18 protein-coding genes, 1 tRNA gene and 1 riboswitch are annotated in these 16,044 nt (G+C 70.6%); of the genes, 6 read left to right on the top strand and 13 right to left on the bottom strand.

What is annotated here, in order from left to right:
* Positions 1–41 precede the first annotated feature (41 nt).
* Complete coding sequence (locus tag ACWD1Z_RS16130) at positions 42–539, top strand: peptidylprolyl isomerase (protein ID WP_451119112.1); 498 nt, start codon at positions 42–44, stop codon at positions 537–539.
* Between the two features lie 134 nt (positions 540–673).
* Complete coding sequence (locus tag ACWD1Z_RS16125; RefSeq protein WP_389415773.1) at positions 674–976, top strand: hypothetical protein; 303 nt, start codon at positions 674–676, stop codon at positions 974–976.
* 245 nt (positions 977–1,221) lie between these two features.
* Here the strand turns inward: ACWD1Z_RS16125 and ACWD1Z_RS16120 are convergent, their stop codons facing one another.
* The 3 genes from ACWD1Z_RS16120 to ACWD1Z_RS16110 all read right to left on the bottom strand — a co-directional run bounded on the left by ACWD1Z_RS16120 (position 1,222) and on the right by ACWD1Z_RS16110 (position 4,732).
* Positions 1,222–1,695, bottom strand: a complete 474-nt coding sequence (locus ACWD1Z_RS16120) for a carboxymuconolactone decarboxylase family protein (RefSeq protein WP_451119111.1) — start codon at positions 1,693–1,695, stop codon at positions 1,222–1,224.
* Between the two features lie 118 nt (positions 1,696–1,813).
* Positions 1,814–3,304 (bottom strand): MFS transporter, encoded by a 1,491-nt coding sequence (locus ACWD1Z_RS16115; protein ID WP_451119109.1) that lies wholly within the window; start codon positions 3,302–3,304, stop codon positions 1,814–1,816.
* 57 nt (positions 3,305–3,361) lie between these two features.
* The gene (locus tag ACWD1Z_RS16110) at positions 3,362–4,732 is read right to left on the bottom strand and encodes a DUF445 domain-containing protein (RefSeq protein WP_451119108.1); all 1,371 of its coding nucleotides are present in this window, start codon (positions 4,730–4,732) and stop codon (positions 3,362–3,364) included.
* Positions 4,733–4,949: 217 nt separating this feature from the next.
* On the opposite strand from ACWD1Z_RS16110, the gene ACWD1Z_RS16105 reads away from it, so the two are divergent.
* Positions 4,950–6,284, top strand: a complete 1,335-nt coding sequence (locus ACWD1Z_RS16105) for an SGNH/GDSL hydrolase family protein (RefSeq protein ID WP_451119106.1) — start codon at positions 4,950–4,952, stop codon at positions 6,282–6,284.
* Between the two features lie 21 nt (positions 6,285–6,305).
* On the opposite strand, the gene ACWD1Z_RS16100 is transcribed toward ACWD1Z_RS16105, so the two are convergent.
* From ACWD1Z_RS16100 to ACWD1Z_RS16085, 4 genes are read right to left on the bottom strand one after another with little or no spacing between them, the layout of a single operon-like run.
* A complete protein-coding gene (locus ACWD1Z_RS16100) occupies positions 6,306–7,022 on the bottom strand; it encodes a DUF1707 SHOCT-like domain-containing protein (RefSeq protein ID WP_451119104.1) in 717 nt (238 codons plus the stop codon).
* A gap of 32 nt (positions 7,023–7,054) precedes the next feature.
* Positions 7,055–8,014 carry an ABC transporter ATP-binding protein gene (locus tag ACWD1Z_RS16095; RefSeq protein ID WP_451119102.1) on the bottom strand — a complete coding sequence of 320 codons (960 nt, stop codon included), beginning with the start codon at positions 8,012–8,014 and terminating at the stop codon, positions 7,055–7,057.
* Positions 8,015–8,020: 6 nt separating this feature from the next.
* Positions 8,021–8,842: an ABC transporter permease gene (locus ACWD1Z_RS16090; protein ID WP_451119101.1), complete on the bottom strand. Its 822-nt coding sequence runs from the start codon at positions 8,840–8,842 to the stop codon at positions 8,021–8,023.
* Positions 8,835–9,635, bottom strand: coding sequence for an ABC transporter permease (locus ACWD1Z_RS16085; RefSeq protein ID WP_451119100.1), 801 nt, complete (start codon positions 9,633–9,635; stop codon positions 8,835–8,837). The genes ACWD1Z_RS16090 and ACWD1Z_RS16085 overlap by 8 nt, the downstream gene beginning before the upstream one ends.
* A gap of 204 nt (positions 9,636–9,839) precedes the next feature.
* Between ACWD1Z_RS16085 and ACWD1Z_RS16080 the strand changes: the two genes are divergently transcribed.
* Positions 9,840–12,188 (top strand): transglycosylase domain-containing protein, encoded by a 2,349-nt coding sequence (locus ACWD1Z_RS16080; protein ID WP_451119099.1) that lies wholly within the window; start codon positions 9,840–9,842, stop codon positions 12,186–12,188.
* Here ACWD1Z_RS16080 and ACWD1Z_RS16075 read toward each other — a convergent pair whose 3' ends face one another.
* The 3 genes from ACWD1Z_RS16075 to ACWD1Z_RS16065 form a co-directional block, all read right to left on the bottom strand.
* Positions 12,189–12,509 (bottom strand): DMT family transporter, encoded by a 321-nt coding sequence (locus ACWD1Z_RS16075; RefSeq protein ID WP_389415763.1) that lies wholly within the window; start codon positions 12,507–12,509, stop codon positions 12,189–12,191.
* Between the two features lie 36 nt (positions 12,510–12,545).
* Positions 12,546–12,609, bottom strand: a riboswitch (guanidine-III (ykkC-III) riboswitch).
* A 56-nt stretch (positions 12,610–12,665) separates the two neighbouring features.
* On the bottom strand, positions 12,666–13,019 hold the full coding sequence (locus ACWD1Z_RS16070) for a GroES family chaperonin (protein ID WP_250076311.1): 354 nt from the start codon (positions 13,017–13,019) through the stop codon (positions 12,666–12,668).
* A gap of 43 nt (positions 13,020–13,062) precedes the next feature.
* Positions 13,063–13,392 (bottom strand): DUF3618 domain-containing protein, encoded by a 330-nt coding sequence (locus ACWD1Z_RS16065; protein WP_451119097.1) that lies wholly within the window; start codon positions 13,390–13,392, stop codon positions 13,063–13,065.
* A 93-nt stretch (positions 13,393–13,485) separates the two neighbouring features.
* Between ACWD1Z_RS16065 and bcp the strand changes: the two genes are divergently transcribed.
* Complete coding sequence (gene bcp / locus ACWD1Z_RS16060; protein WP_451119095.1) at positions 13,486–13,953, top strand: thioredoxin-dependent thiol peroxidase; 468 nt, start codon at positions 13,486–13,488, stop codon at positions 13,951–13,953.
* Positions 13,954–13,992: 39 nt separating this feature from the next.
* Positions 13,993–14,076: transfer RNA gene (locus tag ACWD1Z_RS16055), tRNA-Leu, on the top strand.
* Positions 14,077–14,083: 7 nt separating this feature from the next.
* On the opposite strand, the gene rdgB is transcribed toward ACWD1Z_RS16055, so the two are convergent.
* The 3 genes from rdgB to rph all read right to left on the bottom strand — a co-directional run bounded on the left by rdgB (position 14,084) and on the right by rph (position 15,979).
* The gene (rdgB, locus tag ACWD1Z_RS16050) at positions 14,084–14,686 is read right to left on the bottom strand and encodes an RdgB/HAM1 family non-canonical purine NTP pyrophosphatase (RefSeq protein ID WP_451119094.1); all 603 of its coding nucleotides are present in this window, start codon (positions 14,684–14,686) and stop codon (positions 14,084–14,086) included.
* Positions 14,687–14,696: 10 nt separating this feature from the next.
* Complete coding sequence (locus ACWD1Z_RS16045) at positions 14,697–15,098, bottom strand: hypothetical protein (protein ID WP_451119092.1); 402 nt, start codon at positions 15,096–15,098, stop codon at positions 14,697–14,699.
* A 143-nt stretch (positions 15,099–15,241) separates the two neighbouring features.
* Positions 15,242–15,979, bottom strand: a complete 738-nt coding sequence (gene rph, locus ACWD1Z_RS16040) for a ribonuclease PH (protein WP_451119091.1) — start codon at positions 15,977–15,979, stop codon at positions 15,242–15,244.
* Between the last annotated feature and the right edge of the window lie 65 nt (positions 15,980–16,044).

Below are 16,044 nucleotides of genomic sequence, written 5' to 3'. Positions count from 1 at the left end.
TGCGGCAGTGCCACGGGACCGGAGGGTGCAGGATGGGGGGTATGACGACCAAGGTCTATTTCGACATCACCATCAACGACGAGCCCGCCGGGCGCATCAACTTCAACCTCTTCGACGACGTCGTCCCGAAGACCGCGGAGAACTTCCGCGCCCTCGCCACCGGCGAGAAGGGCTTCGGCTACGCCGGGTCCTCCTTCCACCGCGTCATCCCGGAGTTCATGCTCCAGGGCGGTGACTTCACCGCGGGCAACGGCACCGGCGGCAAGAGCATCTACGGCGAGAAGTTCGCCGACGAGAACTTCAAGCTCAAGCACGACCGCCCGGGCCTGCTCTCGATGGCCAACGCCGGCCCGAACAGCAACGGCTCCCAGTTCTTCATCACGACCGTCGTGACGGGCTGGCTGGACGGCAAGCACGTGGTGTTCGGCGAGGTCGCCGACGAGACCAGCATGGAGCTCGTGAAGAAGATCGAGTCGCTGGGTTCCCAGGGCGGCACGCCGTCCGCGAAGGTGACGATCTCGGCGTCGGGCCAGCTCTGACGAGCAACACCCACCGCTGACGGCCGGGGCGTGCACCATCGCCCCGGCCTTCTCATGTCCCGGCGCCTCGAGTGAGTGTCGAGCGTGATGATTAGCCTCTTTCACACCAGTCACACAGCAGGAGGCAGGCAGACATGGCGAAGATTCCCAGCGCGATGATCGCCGCGGGCGGGCTCGTCGGCGGGTACGGCGTGGCCCGGTGGACGAAGAAGCGGCCGCTCGGCGGTGTCGTGCTGGCCGCCGCCGGGGCGGCCGCGGCCAAGCAGTGGCGGCAGCGGGCCGGCGGACCGGCCGCGGGCGCGCTGACGGCCGCCTACGTCGCCGGTTTCGCCGGATCGCACCCGCTCGCCAAGAAGGTCGGCGCCTGGCCAGCCGTGCTCGGCGTGGCCGGAGCCGTGGCCCTGGCGTCCTGGGCGGTGGCCGACCGCAACGGCTGAAGCCGCGGGGGGCATCGGCCCGTACGGCCGGCGCGCACCACCCTCGGCCCGTACGGCCGACACCACGGACCACCCTCGACCGGTACGGCCGCCTGCGGCCCGCCGGGCAGGCCGGGGGCGCTCACCTGGGAACCACCCCAGCGCCCCCACTCCCGGCTCCCCGAGCCCCAGCGCCCCCACTCCCGGCTCCCCGAGCCCCGGGCCCCAGCGCCCCCGCACCCCAAGCCCGGGGCACCCGCCCCGCCTCAGCCGAACATCCCCACCTGGTAGTCCCCCGCCGGCTGCTGCAGGAGCACGTTGACCCGGTTGTACGTGTTGATCAGCGCGATGATCGCCACCCACGCCCCCAGCTGCTCCTCGTCGTAGTGCTTGGCGGCGTTCTCCCACACCTCGTCCGGGACACCGCCGGCGGCGTCGGCGATACGGGTGCCCTGTTCCGCCAGTTCGAGCGCGGCGCGCTCCGCCTCGGTGAAGACCTTGGCCTCGCGCCAGACGGCGACCAGGTGGAGGCGCTGGGCGGTCTCCCCGGCCGCGGCGGCGTCCTTGGTGTGCATGTCGGTGCAGAAGCCGCAGCCGTTGATCTGGCTGGCGCGGATCTTCACCAGCTCCAGGGTGGACCCGGGCACCCCCGCGTCCGACACCACCTTGGCCGCGGAGTTGACGTGCCGGAACACCTTGGCCAGGACCGGGTTCTCGAAGAGGTTGAGACGGGCTTCCATGACGAGCTCCTCTGCCGTCGTCGGGTGAGTACACCCCTATGACGGGTCAGCCCGAGCCCGTGTGACACGGTCGCGTGTGACCCGTGCCACAGCTGCCCCTGCGCGTATGAGCCGCGGCTCACGCCACCTTCTGCGACCCTTCCGCCGCCACCTCCGACAGTGGCCGCGCGATGTCCTCCAGCGAGCGCCGCTCCGCGTTCACCGCCAGGAACGCCGCCACCAGACCCGCCGCGCACATCAGCCCGGCGCCGATCTGGAAGGCCAGCACGGTGTCCCCGACCACGCCCGACTCCGTCAGGCCGGCGAAGATCAGCGGGCCGCTGATGCCACCGGCGGCGGTGCCGAGGGCGTAGAAGAAGGCGATGGCCATGGCCCGGGTCTCCATCGGGAAGACCTCGGAGACCGTGAGATACGCGCTGGACGCGCCCGCCGAGGCGAAGAACAGCACCACGCACCAGCAGGCCGTCAGCGTGGTCGCGCTGAGCGAGCCGCGGTCGAAGAGCCAGGCCGTGCCGAACAGCAGCAGACCGGAGAGCAGATACGTCGAGCTGATCATGATCCGCCGGCCGGCCGTGTCGAAGAGCCGGCCGAGCAGCAGCGGGCCGAGGAAGTTCCCGGCGGCGATGACGGCGAAGTAGTAGCCGGTGCGGCCGGGCGGGATGTCGTAGAAGGTGGTGAGGATGGCGCCGAAGCCGAAGGTGATGGCGTTGTAGAGGAACGCCTGGCCGATGAAGAGGGACAGGCTGAGGATCGCGCGGCGCGGGTAGCGGGCGAAGACCGTGCGGGCGATCAGGCCGAAGCCGATGCTCTTGCGCTGCCGGATGGTGATCTCCGCGCCGGCGGGCGGCAGCGGCCGGCCCTTCTCGCGCTCGATCTCGCGCTCCACCCCGGACACCAGTTCCTCCGCGTCCTCGCCCCGGCCGTGGATGAACTGCCAGCGGGGACTCTCCGGGACATGCCGGCGGACCAGCAGGATGACCAGGCCGAGGACGACGCCGAGGGCGAAGCTGAGCCGCCAGCCGAGGTCCTTGGGGAAGATCGCGGTGTCCAGCATCACGATGGAGAGCAGGGCGCCGCCGACCGCGCCGAGCCAGTAGCTGCCGTTGATGATCAGGTCGACCCGGCCGCGGTAGAGGGAGGGGATCAGCTCGTCGATCGCGGAGTTGATGGCCGCGTACTCGCCGCCGATGCCGAAGCCGGTGAGGAACCGGAAAAGGAAGAACCACCAGGACTCGAAGGACAGGGCGGTCAGCGCGGTCGCCGCCAGATAGACGGCGAGCGTGACCATGAAGAGCCTTTTACGGCCGTAGCGGTCCGTCAGCCGGCCGAAGAAGAGGGCGCCGGTGCAGGCTCCGGCCACGTACAGCGCGGCCGCGGTGCCGGTGACCTGGGCGGAGGTGATGTCGAGGCCGCTGCCCTCCTCGGCGAGGCGGCCGGCGACATTGCCGACGATGGTCACTTCCAGTCCGTCCAGGATCCAGACGGTGCCGAGGCCGATCACGATCATCCAGTGCCACCGGGACCACGGCAGCCGGTCCAGTCTGGCCGGTACGGCGGTGGTGACGGTGCCGGTCTCGGCGGGCACGGACGCGGACGCTTCTGCTGTCATGGGCACGGCTCCCTCCGACGCGTGGAACCCGTGTCGGGTGCCCCCGCCTGCGAGGACTTACGCTCCGAGCGCCCGGGACACCGTGTAGATGACCAGTCCGGCCAGCGAGCCGACGACCGTGCCGTTGATCCGGATGAACTGGAGGTCGCGGCCGATGTTCGCCTCGATCTTCCGCGTCGTGTGCTCGGCGTCCCAGCCCGCCACGGTGTCCGTGATCAGGGAGGTGATCTCCTTGCGGTAGGTCGTGACGACGTAGACCGCCGCGCCCTCCACCCAGCTGTCGACCTTGCCCTGCAGCTTCGGCTCTACGGCCATCCGGGCGCCCAGCGACAGCAGCGAGGCCCGGATCCGCAGCCGCAGTTCGCTGCGCTCGTCCTCCGCCGCCGAGACGATCATGGAGCGTACGGCCGTCCAGGCGGACGCGATCAGGTCCTGCACCTCGCCCCGGCCGAGGACCTCGCCCTTGAGCCGCTCCACGCGGGCCCGGGTGTCGGTGTCGGACTGGAGGTCGGAGGCGAAGTCGGCCAGGAAGCGGTCGAGGGCGCCGCGGGCCGGGTGGGAGGGCATGTCCCGCATCTCGGTGACGAACCGCAGCAGCTCCTTGTAGACGCGCTCGCCGACCCGCTTGTCGACGAAGCGGGGGGTCCAGCCGGGCGCCCCGCCCTGGACGGCGTCCATGACCTGCTCGTCGTGCAGGATCAGCCAGTCGTGCGCCCGGGAGACCACGAGGTCGACGACCCGCCGGTGGCCGCCGTCGGCCACCACCTTCTCCAGCATCTTGCCGATGCCGGGGCCGATCTCCTGCGCGTCGGCCCGCCGGGTGATCGCCTCCCCGACCACCGCCTGCACGTCCGAGTCCCGCAGCACCGTCAGCGCGCCCCTGAGCGCCGCCGACAGCTCCGCCGTCACCCGGTCGGCGTGCTCGGGATCGGCCAGCCAGGCGCCGAGCCGGCTGCCGATGCCGACGGCGCGCAGCCGCTGCCGTACGACGTCCTCGGAGAGGAAGTTCTCGCCGACGAACTCGCCCAGGGAGACGCCGAGCTGGTCCTTCTTGGTGGGGATGATCGCGGTGTGCGGGATGGGGATGCCGAGGGGGTGGCGGAACAGGGCGGTGACCGCGAACCAGTCGGCCAGCGCGCCGACCATGCCGGCCTCGGCGGCGGCGGCGACATAGCCGGTCCAGGCGCCGGCCCCGGAGTTCTGCGCCCATTTGGCGAGGACGTACACCAGGGCCACGAAGAGCAGCAGGCCGACCGCGGTGAGCTTCATCCGGCGTACGCCGCGCTGCTTCTCCTCGTCGGCGGCGCTGAAGGTGGTCATCGCGCGGACGGCCGAGGCGGCGGCGCCGGCAGGGTTGGCCGGTGTGTCCCGCCGGGCATGCTCCTTCACGTCCGAAGACTCCGTTTCGCCCGTTTTCGATCGTTCCATCCACTCCACCCGTTCGCGATGCCCCTACATATTGTCCCTTCATGACCGACTCCTGGAACGAAACGAGAGTTCCCGGCGTCTGTCCCGTGGGGGGAGCACACTGGGGAACTCCACGGCCCAATGGGGGGTCTGTTCATCTCCCCCCATCCTCATGACGCATCATGAGGTGATCACATCGGAGCCTCGGGCTCCCATTCGTCCGAGGAGACCGCACCGCATGACCAGGCACCACGGTTATGCCCTGCTTTCCGCCATCGTCGCCCTCGTCCTGGGGCTGTCCGCGGCGATCTACGTCGGAGTCACCGCCGACGACGGCAGCAACCACCAGTCCACCCTGGCCAGCGGGAACACCCCGCGCAATCCCGCCGCGCCGGTCTCCACCGGCACCTGGGTGGGCACCTGGTCGACCTCCCCGGCCGCCGCCGAGCCGGGCACCGAGACGGACGGCATGGCGGGCCGCTCCGTCCGCAACGTCGTCCACACCGGCGTCGGAGGTACGAGTGCCCGCGTCACGCTGTCCAATCTCTACGGCCAGTCCCCGCTGACGATCACGCACGCGTCGGTCGCCGTCGCCGCGGGCTCCGGCACGCCCGCCGCGGTGACGCAGTCCATGCGGCGGCTCACCTTCGGCGGCAACACCACGGTCGTGATCCCGACGGGCGGGCAGGTGATGAGCGACGCGGTCCGGGTGAGCGTCCCCGCGAACACCGACGTCCTGGTCACGACCTACTCCCCCACCCGCTCCGGCCCGGTCACCTACCACCCGCACGCGCGCCAGACCTCCTACGTCGCCCAGGGCGACCGGACCGAGGACGTCACCGGCACGGCGTACACGGAAGAGGTCGGCTACTGGCGCTATCTCACCGCGCTGGACGTGCTCAGCAAGGACGCCGACGGCACCGTGGTCGTGATCGGCGACTCCCTCACCGACGGGATCACCTCCACCTCCGGTGCCAACCGCCGCTGGACGGACGTCCTTTCGCAGCGGCTGCGCGCGGCGGTGGCGGCCGGGGAGAACGTGCCCCGCTACAGCGTGGTGAACCAGGGGATCAGCGGCAACCAGATCCTGGTCGGCGGACTCGGCCGGCCCGCGGACAACCCCAGCGGCCTGGACCGCTTCACCCGCGACGTCCTGAACCGCACCAACGTCAAGGTCGTCGTCATCGCGCTCGGCGTCAACGACATCCTGCGCAACCCGCGACTGGCCGACCCGGACCTGATCCTCGACGGGCTGCGCACCATGGTCGGCCAGGCGCACGCCCGCGGTCTGAAGGTGATCGGCGCGACGCTGATGCCGTTCCAGGGCCACCGGGGCTACACCGACGAGCGGGAAGCGGTCCGCCGGCAGATCAACGCGGAGATCCGGGCCGGCACCGTCTTCGACGCGGTGGCCGACTTCGACGAGGCCCTGCGCGACCCGTACAACCCCCGCAAGCTGCGCCCCGAGTACGACTCCGGCGACCGCCTCCACCCCAGCGACCTGGGCTACGCCCGCATGGCGGAGGCCCTCGACCTCAAGGACCTGAAGGGCTCGGCCCCGGCGAAGCTGTGACGCACGCGGCACGGGCCGTGGTCAGGAGTCGTCCGAGGACCCGCGCCCATGGAACCCGTGCCCCTCCAGCCCCCGCCGCGGCGCCTTCCGATCCAGCTTCTCGCGGCGGCGTTCCTCCCGCAGCCGCTGCCGCTCCGCCTTCGTGGCCTTGCGCTCCACCCCGACCCCGCCCCAGAAGGCGAACCCGGTCACGATCACCCGAGGGGCCCCGGGATCCCCCGGTACGCCCTCCTCGCGATGGTCGAAGCCGCCCATGACGCCGATGCCGCGCACCACGACCTCGACGCCCGGCGGCACGATCACATTGATGCCGCCCATGATCGCCACGCAGTTGATCACGACCTCGCGGTCCGCGAAGTCCGCCTCGCGCAGGTCCAGTTCCCCGCCGCCCCAGAAGGCGAAGCCGGTGAAGCGGCGCGGCACGGTCCAGCGGCCCTTGCGCTCGAACCCGGACATCACCGCCACGCCCCACGTCGACGAGCCCTCGCCGCCGACGATCCGCCCGGCCCAACTGCCGTCGCCGACCGGGGCCTTCACCATGTTCACGGCAGGCGACACCGGCAGGTCCCGGGTGATCGGCGTCAGCTCCCCGTACGTCCGTGCCCTGTACGTGGCGTCCAGCCGCTCCTCGAACTCCTCCATGTCGAGCCGCCCCTCGGCCAGGGCGTCCCGCAGGACCTCGGCGACTCGCTCACGATCGGCGTCGGATGCTCTCAGCTCCGGGAGGTCGTCGGTCATGGCAGCAGCCTACGAGTTCCACCGGCCCGGCACTACGCACCGGCCCGTTCCGCGTACATCCGGGCGATCACCGCCTCGATGTCCGGCTCCCGCACCGACAGGTCCACCAGCGGATACTCCGCCGCGACCCGCGCCACCAGTCCCGCCGCCGACTCCCCCGCCGCGAACGCCAGCCACTGCCGCGGCCCCTCCACCCGCACCACCCGCGCCGCCGGGCCCACCTCGATCGGCGGCAGCTCCCGCTCCAGGTCGACCACCAGGGTCCGCTCGCTCCCGCCCACCTCGTGCAGCCCGGCGAGCGCCCCGTCGTAGACCATGCGCCCGTGGTCGATGACCATCACCCGCGAGCAGAGCTGCTCGATGTCCTGGAGGTCGTGCGTGGTCAGCAGCACCGTCGTGCCGCGCTCCCCGTTCAACTCCCGCAGGAAACCGCGGACCTTCGCCTTGGAGATCACGTCCAGGCCGATCGTCGGCTCGTCCAGGTACAGCACCTCGGGGTCGTGCAGCAGCGCCGCCGCGATGTCCCCGCGCATCCGCTGCCCCAGCGACAGCTGCCGCACCGGCACCTCCAACAGCCCGCCCAGCTCCAGCAGTTCCACGCAGCGGTCGAGGTTCTCCCGGTAACGGCCGTCCGGGATGCGGTACATGCGGTGCATCAGCCGGTAGGAGTCGATCAGCGGCAGGTCCCACCACAGGGTGGTGCGCTGCCCGAAGACCACGCCGATGCGGTGCGCCAGGCGCCTGCGCTCACGGGACGGATCGACGCCGGCGACCCGCAGCCGGCCTCCGCTCGGCGTCAGGATCCCCGTCAGCATCTTGATCGTCGTCGACTTGCCCGCGCCGTTCGGCCCGATGTACCCGACCATCTCACCCCGCGCCACCGTGAAGGAGACCGAGTCCACCGCCCGCACCTGGCGCCGCTCCCGTTTCAGGAACCCGGTCTTCCTGCGCACGTCGAAGACCTTCTCGACACCGTCCACCTCAATGAACACGCACCCTCAACTCCCCGTACTCCGATACGCCCGAAGCCCCGCCCGCCAGGCCCAGCCCGCCAGCACCCCGAACCCGCCCGCCACCAGCGGCGGCGCGAACGCGGCCCACTCCGGCAGCCCCAGCGGATAGGGCCGCCCCAGCACATAGGACGCCGGTACCCAGTTGACGAAGGCGAGCGGCAGCACAAAGGTCACCCCGCGCACCAGATCCGTCCCGAACACCGTCGGCGGATACTGCAGCAGCGTGCCCCCGCCGTAGGTGAACGCGTTCTGCACCTCGGCCGCGTCCTGCGCCACGAACTGGAAGGCCGCCCCCGCCACGAACAGCGACCCGAAGATCACCGCCCCGCAGACCACCATCACCGGCACCAGCAGCACCTTCGCCGCCGTCCACTCCACGTCGACGGCCGCCAGCGCCCACCCCAGCACCAGCAGGCCCTGGGTGATCCGGCCCAGCCGGCGCAGCGCGAACCGGTCCGCGCCGACCTGGGCGAGCACCGGCGCCGGCCGCACCAGCAGCGTGTCGAAGGAACCGTCCCGGATCCGGCCGCCCAGCACGTCCATCGAGCCGAGCAGCAGATCGGCGAAGCCGAACGCGGTCGCCGACAGCCCGTACAGCAGGGCCACCTCGGGCAGCGTCCAGCCGCCGAGCGAGTCGACCTGCGAGAACATCAGCAGGATCGCGGCGAAGTCCAGCCCCGTGATCAGCAGATTCCCCACCACCGTGAGCGCGAAGGAGGTGCGGTAGGTCATCGTCGCGCGGATCCACATCCCGGCGATCAGCCCGTAGGCCCGCAGCCCCTCCCCCATCCGGGACGCCTCAGCCACCCTGCACCACCACCCGCCGCGTCGCCGCCGACTGCAGCAGCCTCCCCGCCGCCAGCAGCACCACCGCCCAGCCGGCCTGGAAGGCGTACGCGGACCAGGGCGAGACCTCCCCCATCAGCACATCCGCCGGCATCTGCAGCTGCGCCGCCCACGGCAGCGCCTGCACGATGTCCCCGAACGGGTCCGGGAAGGCGTTCAGCGGCAGCGTCATGCCGGAGCAGAAGATCCCGGCGATCATCATGGTCTGGGTGATGCCCCGGTCGTCCATGAGCCAGAACATCATCAGCGCCGCGAGATAGCGGATCCCGAAGCTCACGATCATCGCCAGCACCACCGCGGCCAGGAAGGCCGCCCAGGTGGTGACGTCCCCCGGCAGCGCCATCGGGAAGAACAGCGCACCGAAGGCGAACGGGATCACCCCGCGGCCCAGCAACTGGAACACCGACCGGCCCAAGTCGCTCGCCAGCCACCACAGTTGAAGATCGGCGGGCCGGTACAGATCGACCGCGATCTCCCCGGTGCGGATCCGCGCCATCAGGTCCTTCTCCGCGCCGCCGCCCTGGATCGCCAGAGTCGAGTACAGGGCCTGACCGAGCCACGCGTAGGTGACGGCCTGGGTCTGGTCGTACCCCCCGAGGTGGGGTCTCTCGTCCCACAGCGCCAGGTAGGTGTACACCAGGATGATCCCGAAGACCGTGTTGGTGAACACCCCGGCCGCGGTGGCCGCCCGATAGGTCGCGTACCGTCTGAATCCCCCCGCCGCGACGGCCGCGTACAACCGTCCGGAACCCACAGCCTCAGCCCTCCTCGGCCCGCCGCACACCAAAGCGCAGGAGCCTAGTGCGCAGGTGGTGACGCACGCCACGCATTTTCCGGTGCCGAAGCGTGCCGCGATCAGGGAACGGAACCCTTGGTGCGAGAGTCTTCAACAGGGGGCGCAGAACGCGTACGAGGTCGTACGGGAACGTACAACGCGAAACAGGAGTCCGTGCACGAGATGAGCGACGAGCCACAGCCGCAGCAAGACCAGCCGACCGAGCGGCCCAAGCGGCCCAAGCGCACCGGCTGGCGCCGGCTGATCCCGACCTGGCGGATGGTGCTCGGGACGTTCGTCGTCGGCGTACTGCTGCTGGCCGGCCTGTTCTTCCTCGGCTACTCCCTGGTCAAGATCCCGCCGGCCAACGCGCTCGCCATCAAGCAGAGCAACATCTTCCTGTACGCCGACGGCACCCAGCTCGCCCGCGACGGCGAGGTCAACCGGGAGAACGTCAACCTCGCGCAGATCTCCAAGGACGCCCGCAACGCCGTACTGGCCGCCGAGGACCGCGACTTCTACAGCGAGTCCGCGATCGACCCCAAGGCCATGCTGCGGGCCGGCTGGAACACCGCCACCGGCAAGGGCAAGCAGTCCGGCTCCACGATCACCCAGCAGTACGTGAAGAACTACTACCTGGCCCAGGAGCAGACCGTCACCCGCAAGGTGAAGGAGTTCTTCATCTCGGTCAAGCTGGACCGCACCGAGTCCAAGGACCAGATCCTCGAGGGATACCTCAACACCAGCTACTTCGGCCGCAACGCCTACGGCGTCCAGGCCGCCGCCCATGCCTACTACGGCGTCGACGCCGCCGAACTCACCGCCGCCCAGGGCGCCTACCTGGCCGCCCTGCTCAACGCGCCCAGCGAGTTCGACGTCGTCGCCCACCCCGAGAACAAGGCGGCGGCGCAGGCCCGCTGGACCTACGTCCTGGACGGCATGGTCAAGGAGGGCTGGCTCGGCGCGTCCGAGCGGGCGGGCCTGAAGTTCCCGATGCCCAAGGAGGCCACGGTCTCCACCAGCCTCTCCGGGCAGCGCGGTTACCTCGTGCGGATCGTCACGGACTACCTCATCGCCAACCGGATCGTCGGCGAGGACGAGCTCAACGCCGGCGGCTACCGCATCACCACCACCCTGGACAAGGCCAAGCAGGACGCCTTCGTCAAGGCCGTCGACGAGCAGCTGATGGACAAGCTCGACCCCAAGGCCCGCAAGGTCGACTCCTACGTCCGCGCGGGCGGCGCCTCCGTCGACCCCAGGACGGGCAAGGTCGTCGCGATGTACAACGGCATCGACTACGTCAAGCAGTACACCCCCAACGCCACCCGCCGCGACTTCCAGGTCGGCTCCACCTTCAAGCCGTTCGTGTTCACCTCGGCCGTCGAGAACGGCTCCACCACCCAGGACGGCCGGCCCATCACCCCCTACACCGTCTACGACGGCACCAACGAGCGCCCCGTCGAGGGCTGGACCGGCGAGACCTACGCCCCGGAGAACGAGGATTACGTCTCCTACGGCGACATCAGCGTCCGCGAGGCCACCGACAAGTCGGTGAACTCGGTGTACGCGCAGATGGCCGTGGACGTCGGCCCCGAGAAGATCGAGCAGACCGCGATCGACCTCGGCCTGCCCGAGGGCACCCCCGACCTGGAGCCCTACCCGTCGATCGCGCTCGGCACCGCCACCGCCAGCGTCCTCGACATGGCCGAGGCCTACGCCACGCTCGCCAACCACGGCAAGCACGGCACGTACACCATGATCGAGCGGATCACCAAGGACGGCGCCGACGTCATCGACCTGCCCGAGCGCAAGACCTCGCAGGCCGTCAGCCGGCAGGCCGCCGACACCACCACCTCGGTGCTGCAGAGCGTCGTCGAGTCCGGCACCGCCACCGCCGCCCAGGCCGCGGGCCGGCCGGCCGCCGGCAAGACCGGCACCGCGGAGGAGGACCGGGCCGCCTGGTTCGCCGGCTACACACCCGAACTCGCCACCGTCGTCGCCGTGATGGGCCAGGACCCGGTCACCGCCGAGCACAAGTCGCTCTACAACGTGATGGGCCTGCCCCGCGTCAACGGCGGCGGGGCGCCCACGGAGATCTGGGCGCAGTTCACCAAGGACGCCCTGAAGGGCGAGCCGGTCACCGACTTCGACCTGGAGCTCCAGGACGGCGCCGACGCCGTCCAGCCGCCGCCCGCGGAGCCGTCCGGCGATCCGACCACGGACGGGACGGAGAGCGACGGCCCGACACCGGGCGGCGAGACGCCGACGACCGGCGGCACCACGGGCGGGACGACCACCGGCGGTACCCCGACCACCGGGGGCGGCACGACCACCGGCGGCGGGACGACCGACGGCGGGACGACCACCGACGGGGGGACGACGGACGGCGGCACCACCGGCGACGACACCACGACCGGCGGCACCGCGGACGGCGGCACCACCGGTGACCCGACCGAGGGCGGTACGGCGGACGGCGGCACCACCGACGGGACGACGGCAGGCGCGATGTACTGGCCCCGGCGCAGCGACTGATCAGTGCCCGCTGGTCGCCTTGAGCCCCACCACGGCGACCAGCAGCAGACAGACGAAGAAGATCCGGGCGGCGGTCGCCGGCTCACCCAGCGCCACCATGCCGACCACCGCCGCACCGGCCGCCCCGATACCGACCCACACGCCGTAGGCGGTGCCGATGGGCAGGGAACGGGCCGCGTAGGACAGCAGCAGCATGCTGGCGACGATGCCGGCGCCGGTGAACAGGCTGGGCACGAGACGGGTGAACCCGTCGGTGTACTTCATCCCGACCGACCAGCCGACCTCGAGCAGACCGGCGACGACGAGCAGAACCCAGGCCATGGGGAAACCTCCGGGAGACGGAAACGGACGGACGTCGGTGCGTCGTCTTTTCCTTGGCCCGGTACGGCGCGTCTCGTCGGGGTTGCCTTCCAAGCTAGCAAAGGAACGGTGAAAGGGGCCGGTGACGATGGTCACCGGCCCCTTTCACCTGCGTAACTACAGGTACAGACCCGTCGAGTCCTCCGACCCCTCGAACCGGTCGGCGGCCACCGCGTGCAGATCGCGCTCGCGCATCAGCACATAGGCGATGCCCCGCACCTCCACCTCGGCCCGGTCCTCCGGGTCGAACAGGACCCGGTCACCCGGCTCCACCGTCCGTACGTTCTGACCCACCGCGACGACCTCGGCCCAGGCCAGCCGACGGCCGACCGCCGCGGTGGCCGGAATCAGGATCCCGCCACCGGAACGCCGCTCGCCCTCGCTGGTGTCCTGCCGCACGAGCACACGGTCGTGCAGCATCCGGATGGGCAGCTTGTCGTCATGGGGGGTGTCGTTTCTGTTGGCGCTCACGCCTCGAACCTACCTGCCTTCACCGCCTCCGTACGCCGCCGGGTCAGCGCTTGCGGCGCCGGGTGCCGACGGCGAGCAGGCCCACGACGCCGACGAGCAGCACCGCGACCGGCACCACCCGCTCCAGCCGGGGCGCGCCCTCCTCGTCGACGAACTGCGCCTTGACGTCACTGACGACCCGGTTGGCCTGGACATAGGCCCGCCCGAGGGTGTGGTCGATGTTGGAGACCACCTTGGCCTTGGCATCCCCGACGATGGTCTTCGGGTGGACCCGAACCCCGATCTCGTCGAGCGTTTCGGCCAGCACTTCGCGGCGGCGCCTGATGTCCGCCTCGATCTGCGCCGGGGTTCTCGTGTCCGACGTTTCCGCCACCGTACGGCCTCCGAAGTCCGCTGATACTGTTCCGGACAGTCTGTCAGCTCTCCGGGCCATCGCACTGTCAGGACCCCCGGTTACGCTAGCGAGATGAGCGAGCGACTCCAGCCCGGGGACGTGGCCCCCGCCTTCACCCTCCCCGACGCCGACGGCAACGAGATCTCCTTGTCGGACCACGAGGGACGCAAGGTGATCGTCTACTTCTACCCGGCGGCCCTGACTCCCGGCTGCACCAAGCAGGCCTGCGACTTCACCGACAACCTCGACGTCCTGGCCGGAGCCGGCTACGACGTCATCGGCATCTCCCCCGACTCCCCGGAGAAGCTGGCGAAGTTCCGCGACAAGGAGTCGTTGAAGGTGACGCTCCTGGCAGACCCGGAGAAGTCGGTCACCGAGTCCTACGGCGCCTACGGCGAGAAGAAGAACTACGGCAAGACGTACCTGGGCGTCATCCGCTCCACGATCGTCGTGGACGAGGAGGGCAAGGTCGAACGGGCCCTGTACAACGTCCGGGCGACGGGCCACGTGGCCAAGATCATCAAGGACCTGGGCGTCTGACCGCACTGCCCGGCCAGTAGCATGGCCGGGCAGTCTCCGGCGGCCGTGGTGGAATTGGCAGTCACGCTGGGTTTAGGTCCCAGTGGGGTAACTCCCGTGAGGGTTCGAGTCCCTCCGGCCGCACCGGTCCCTAACCGAGCAACTCGCGTACGACGGGCACCAGGCCCCGGAACGCCTTCCCCCGGTGGCTGATCGCGTTCTTCTCCTCCGGGGTCAGTTCCGCGCACGTGCGGGTCTCGCCCTCCGGCTGGAGGATCGGGTCGTAGCCGAAGCCGTTCGTGCCGGTCGGGGTGTGCCGCAGGACGCCCTTCAGCCGGCCTTCCACCACCCGCTCCCGCCCGTCCGGCAGCGCCAGCGCCGCCGCGCACGCGAAGTGGGCGCCCCGGTGTTCGTCGGCGATGTCGGACAGCTGGGCCAGCAGCAGCTCCAGGTTGGCCCGGTCGTCCCCGTGGCGGCCGGCCCAGCGGGCGGAGAAGATGCCCGGGGCGCCGTTCAGGACGTCGACGCAGAGGCCGGAGTCGTCGGCCACCGCGGGCAGGCCGGTGGCCTGCGCCAGGGCGTGGGCCTTGAGGAGGGCGTTCTCGGCGAACGTCACTCCTGTTTCCTTGACATCCGGAATGTCCGGGAAGGCGTCCGCGCCGACGAGGTCGTGGGGCAGACCTGCGTCGGCGAGGATGGCCTTCAGCTCGGTGATCTTTCCGGCGTTGCGCGTGGCGAGGATCAGGCGGGTCATGCCCCCAGTATCAGGGTGTGCAGACCTTGGTCAGTTCGCCGGCCGCGTCGGTGACCGGGGTGAGGTCGGGGGTCTCGTCGCCGTTGTTGATGGCCGTACGGACGTTGTCGACCGCGGCGGCGAGGTCGTCGACGGCCTTGTCGACGTCGGCGTTGTCGGTCTTGTCGCCGATGTCGTTGAGGTTCTGGTCGATGGAGTCGAGGGACTCGTCGACCTGCGTCGGGTCGTTCGCCGCGCTCTCGACGGCCTGCTGGAGGTCGGTCACGCTGTCGGCGACGGCCTCGGCGGTCTGGACGCAGTCCAGGGCCTTGCTGACGGCGTCGCAGCCGGTGGTCAGTCCGGTGGTCAGCCCGACCGCCGCCACCGCGGCGACCATGGCGATACGGCTCCGTCTGCGTCGGCTCGCGCCCATGCTGGTGTCCTCCCGTGCTCAGGCCTTCCACAGGCCCCCGTGCCTGGCCGGACGCACGACGGTGTGTCGTGCGCCCGTACCCCTAGTGACGCGGGGGCGGTCGGCGTGGTTGCCCGTGCCGGACGCCCTGCTTGGTGCGTCCTTTACTTTTCGAGGACGGTATCAAGGGCCTTGCGCTGCAGGACAGCGAGTTCGGTGCAGCCCAGGACCGCCAGGTCCAGCAGGGAGTTGAGCTCGGCGCGGTCGAAGGGCTGTGCCTCCGCGGTGCCCTGGACCTCGACGAAGCGGCCGTCGCCGGTGCAGACGACGTTCATGTCGGTCTCGGCCTTCACGTCCTCCTCGTAGCGGAGGTCGAGGAGCGGGACGCCGCCGACGATGCCCACCGAGACCGCCGCGACGGTTCCGGTCAGGGGCTTGCGGCCGGCCTTGATCAGCTTCTTGCCCTGGGCCCATGCCACGGCGTCGGCGAGGGCCACGTAGGCGCCGGTGATGGCCGCGGTGCGGGTGCCGCCGTCGGCCTGGAGGACGTCGCAGTCCAGGACGATGGTGTTCTCGCCCAGCGCCTTGTAGTCGATCACCGCGCGCAGGGAGCGGCCGATGAGGCGGCTGATCTCGTGCGTGCGGCCGCCGATCTTGCCGCGGACGGATTCGCGGTCGCCGCGGGTGTTGGTGGCGCGGGGCAGCATGGAGTACTCGGCGGTGACCCAGCCCTCGCCGCTGCCCTTGCGCCAGCGCGGGACGCCTTCGGTGACGGAGGCGGTGCAGAAGACCTTGGTGTCGCCGAAGGAGACGAGGACGGAGCCCTCGGCGTGCTTGCTCCAGCCGCGTTCGATGGTGACGGGGCGGAGCTGTTCGGGGGTGCGGCCGTCGATGCGTGACATGGCGATGAGCCTAGCGGGACATGCGGAAGGGGCCCCTCCCGCGGGGGGAGGGGCCCCTTCCGGGG

This window comes from Streptomyces sp. NPDC002784 (assembly GCF_053592135.1).
Note: the sequence above shows the minus strand (reverse complement) of the source record. Positions and strands in the feature narration are given on the sequence as shown.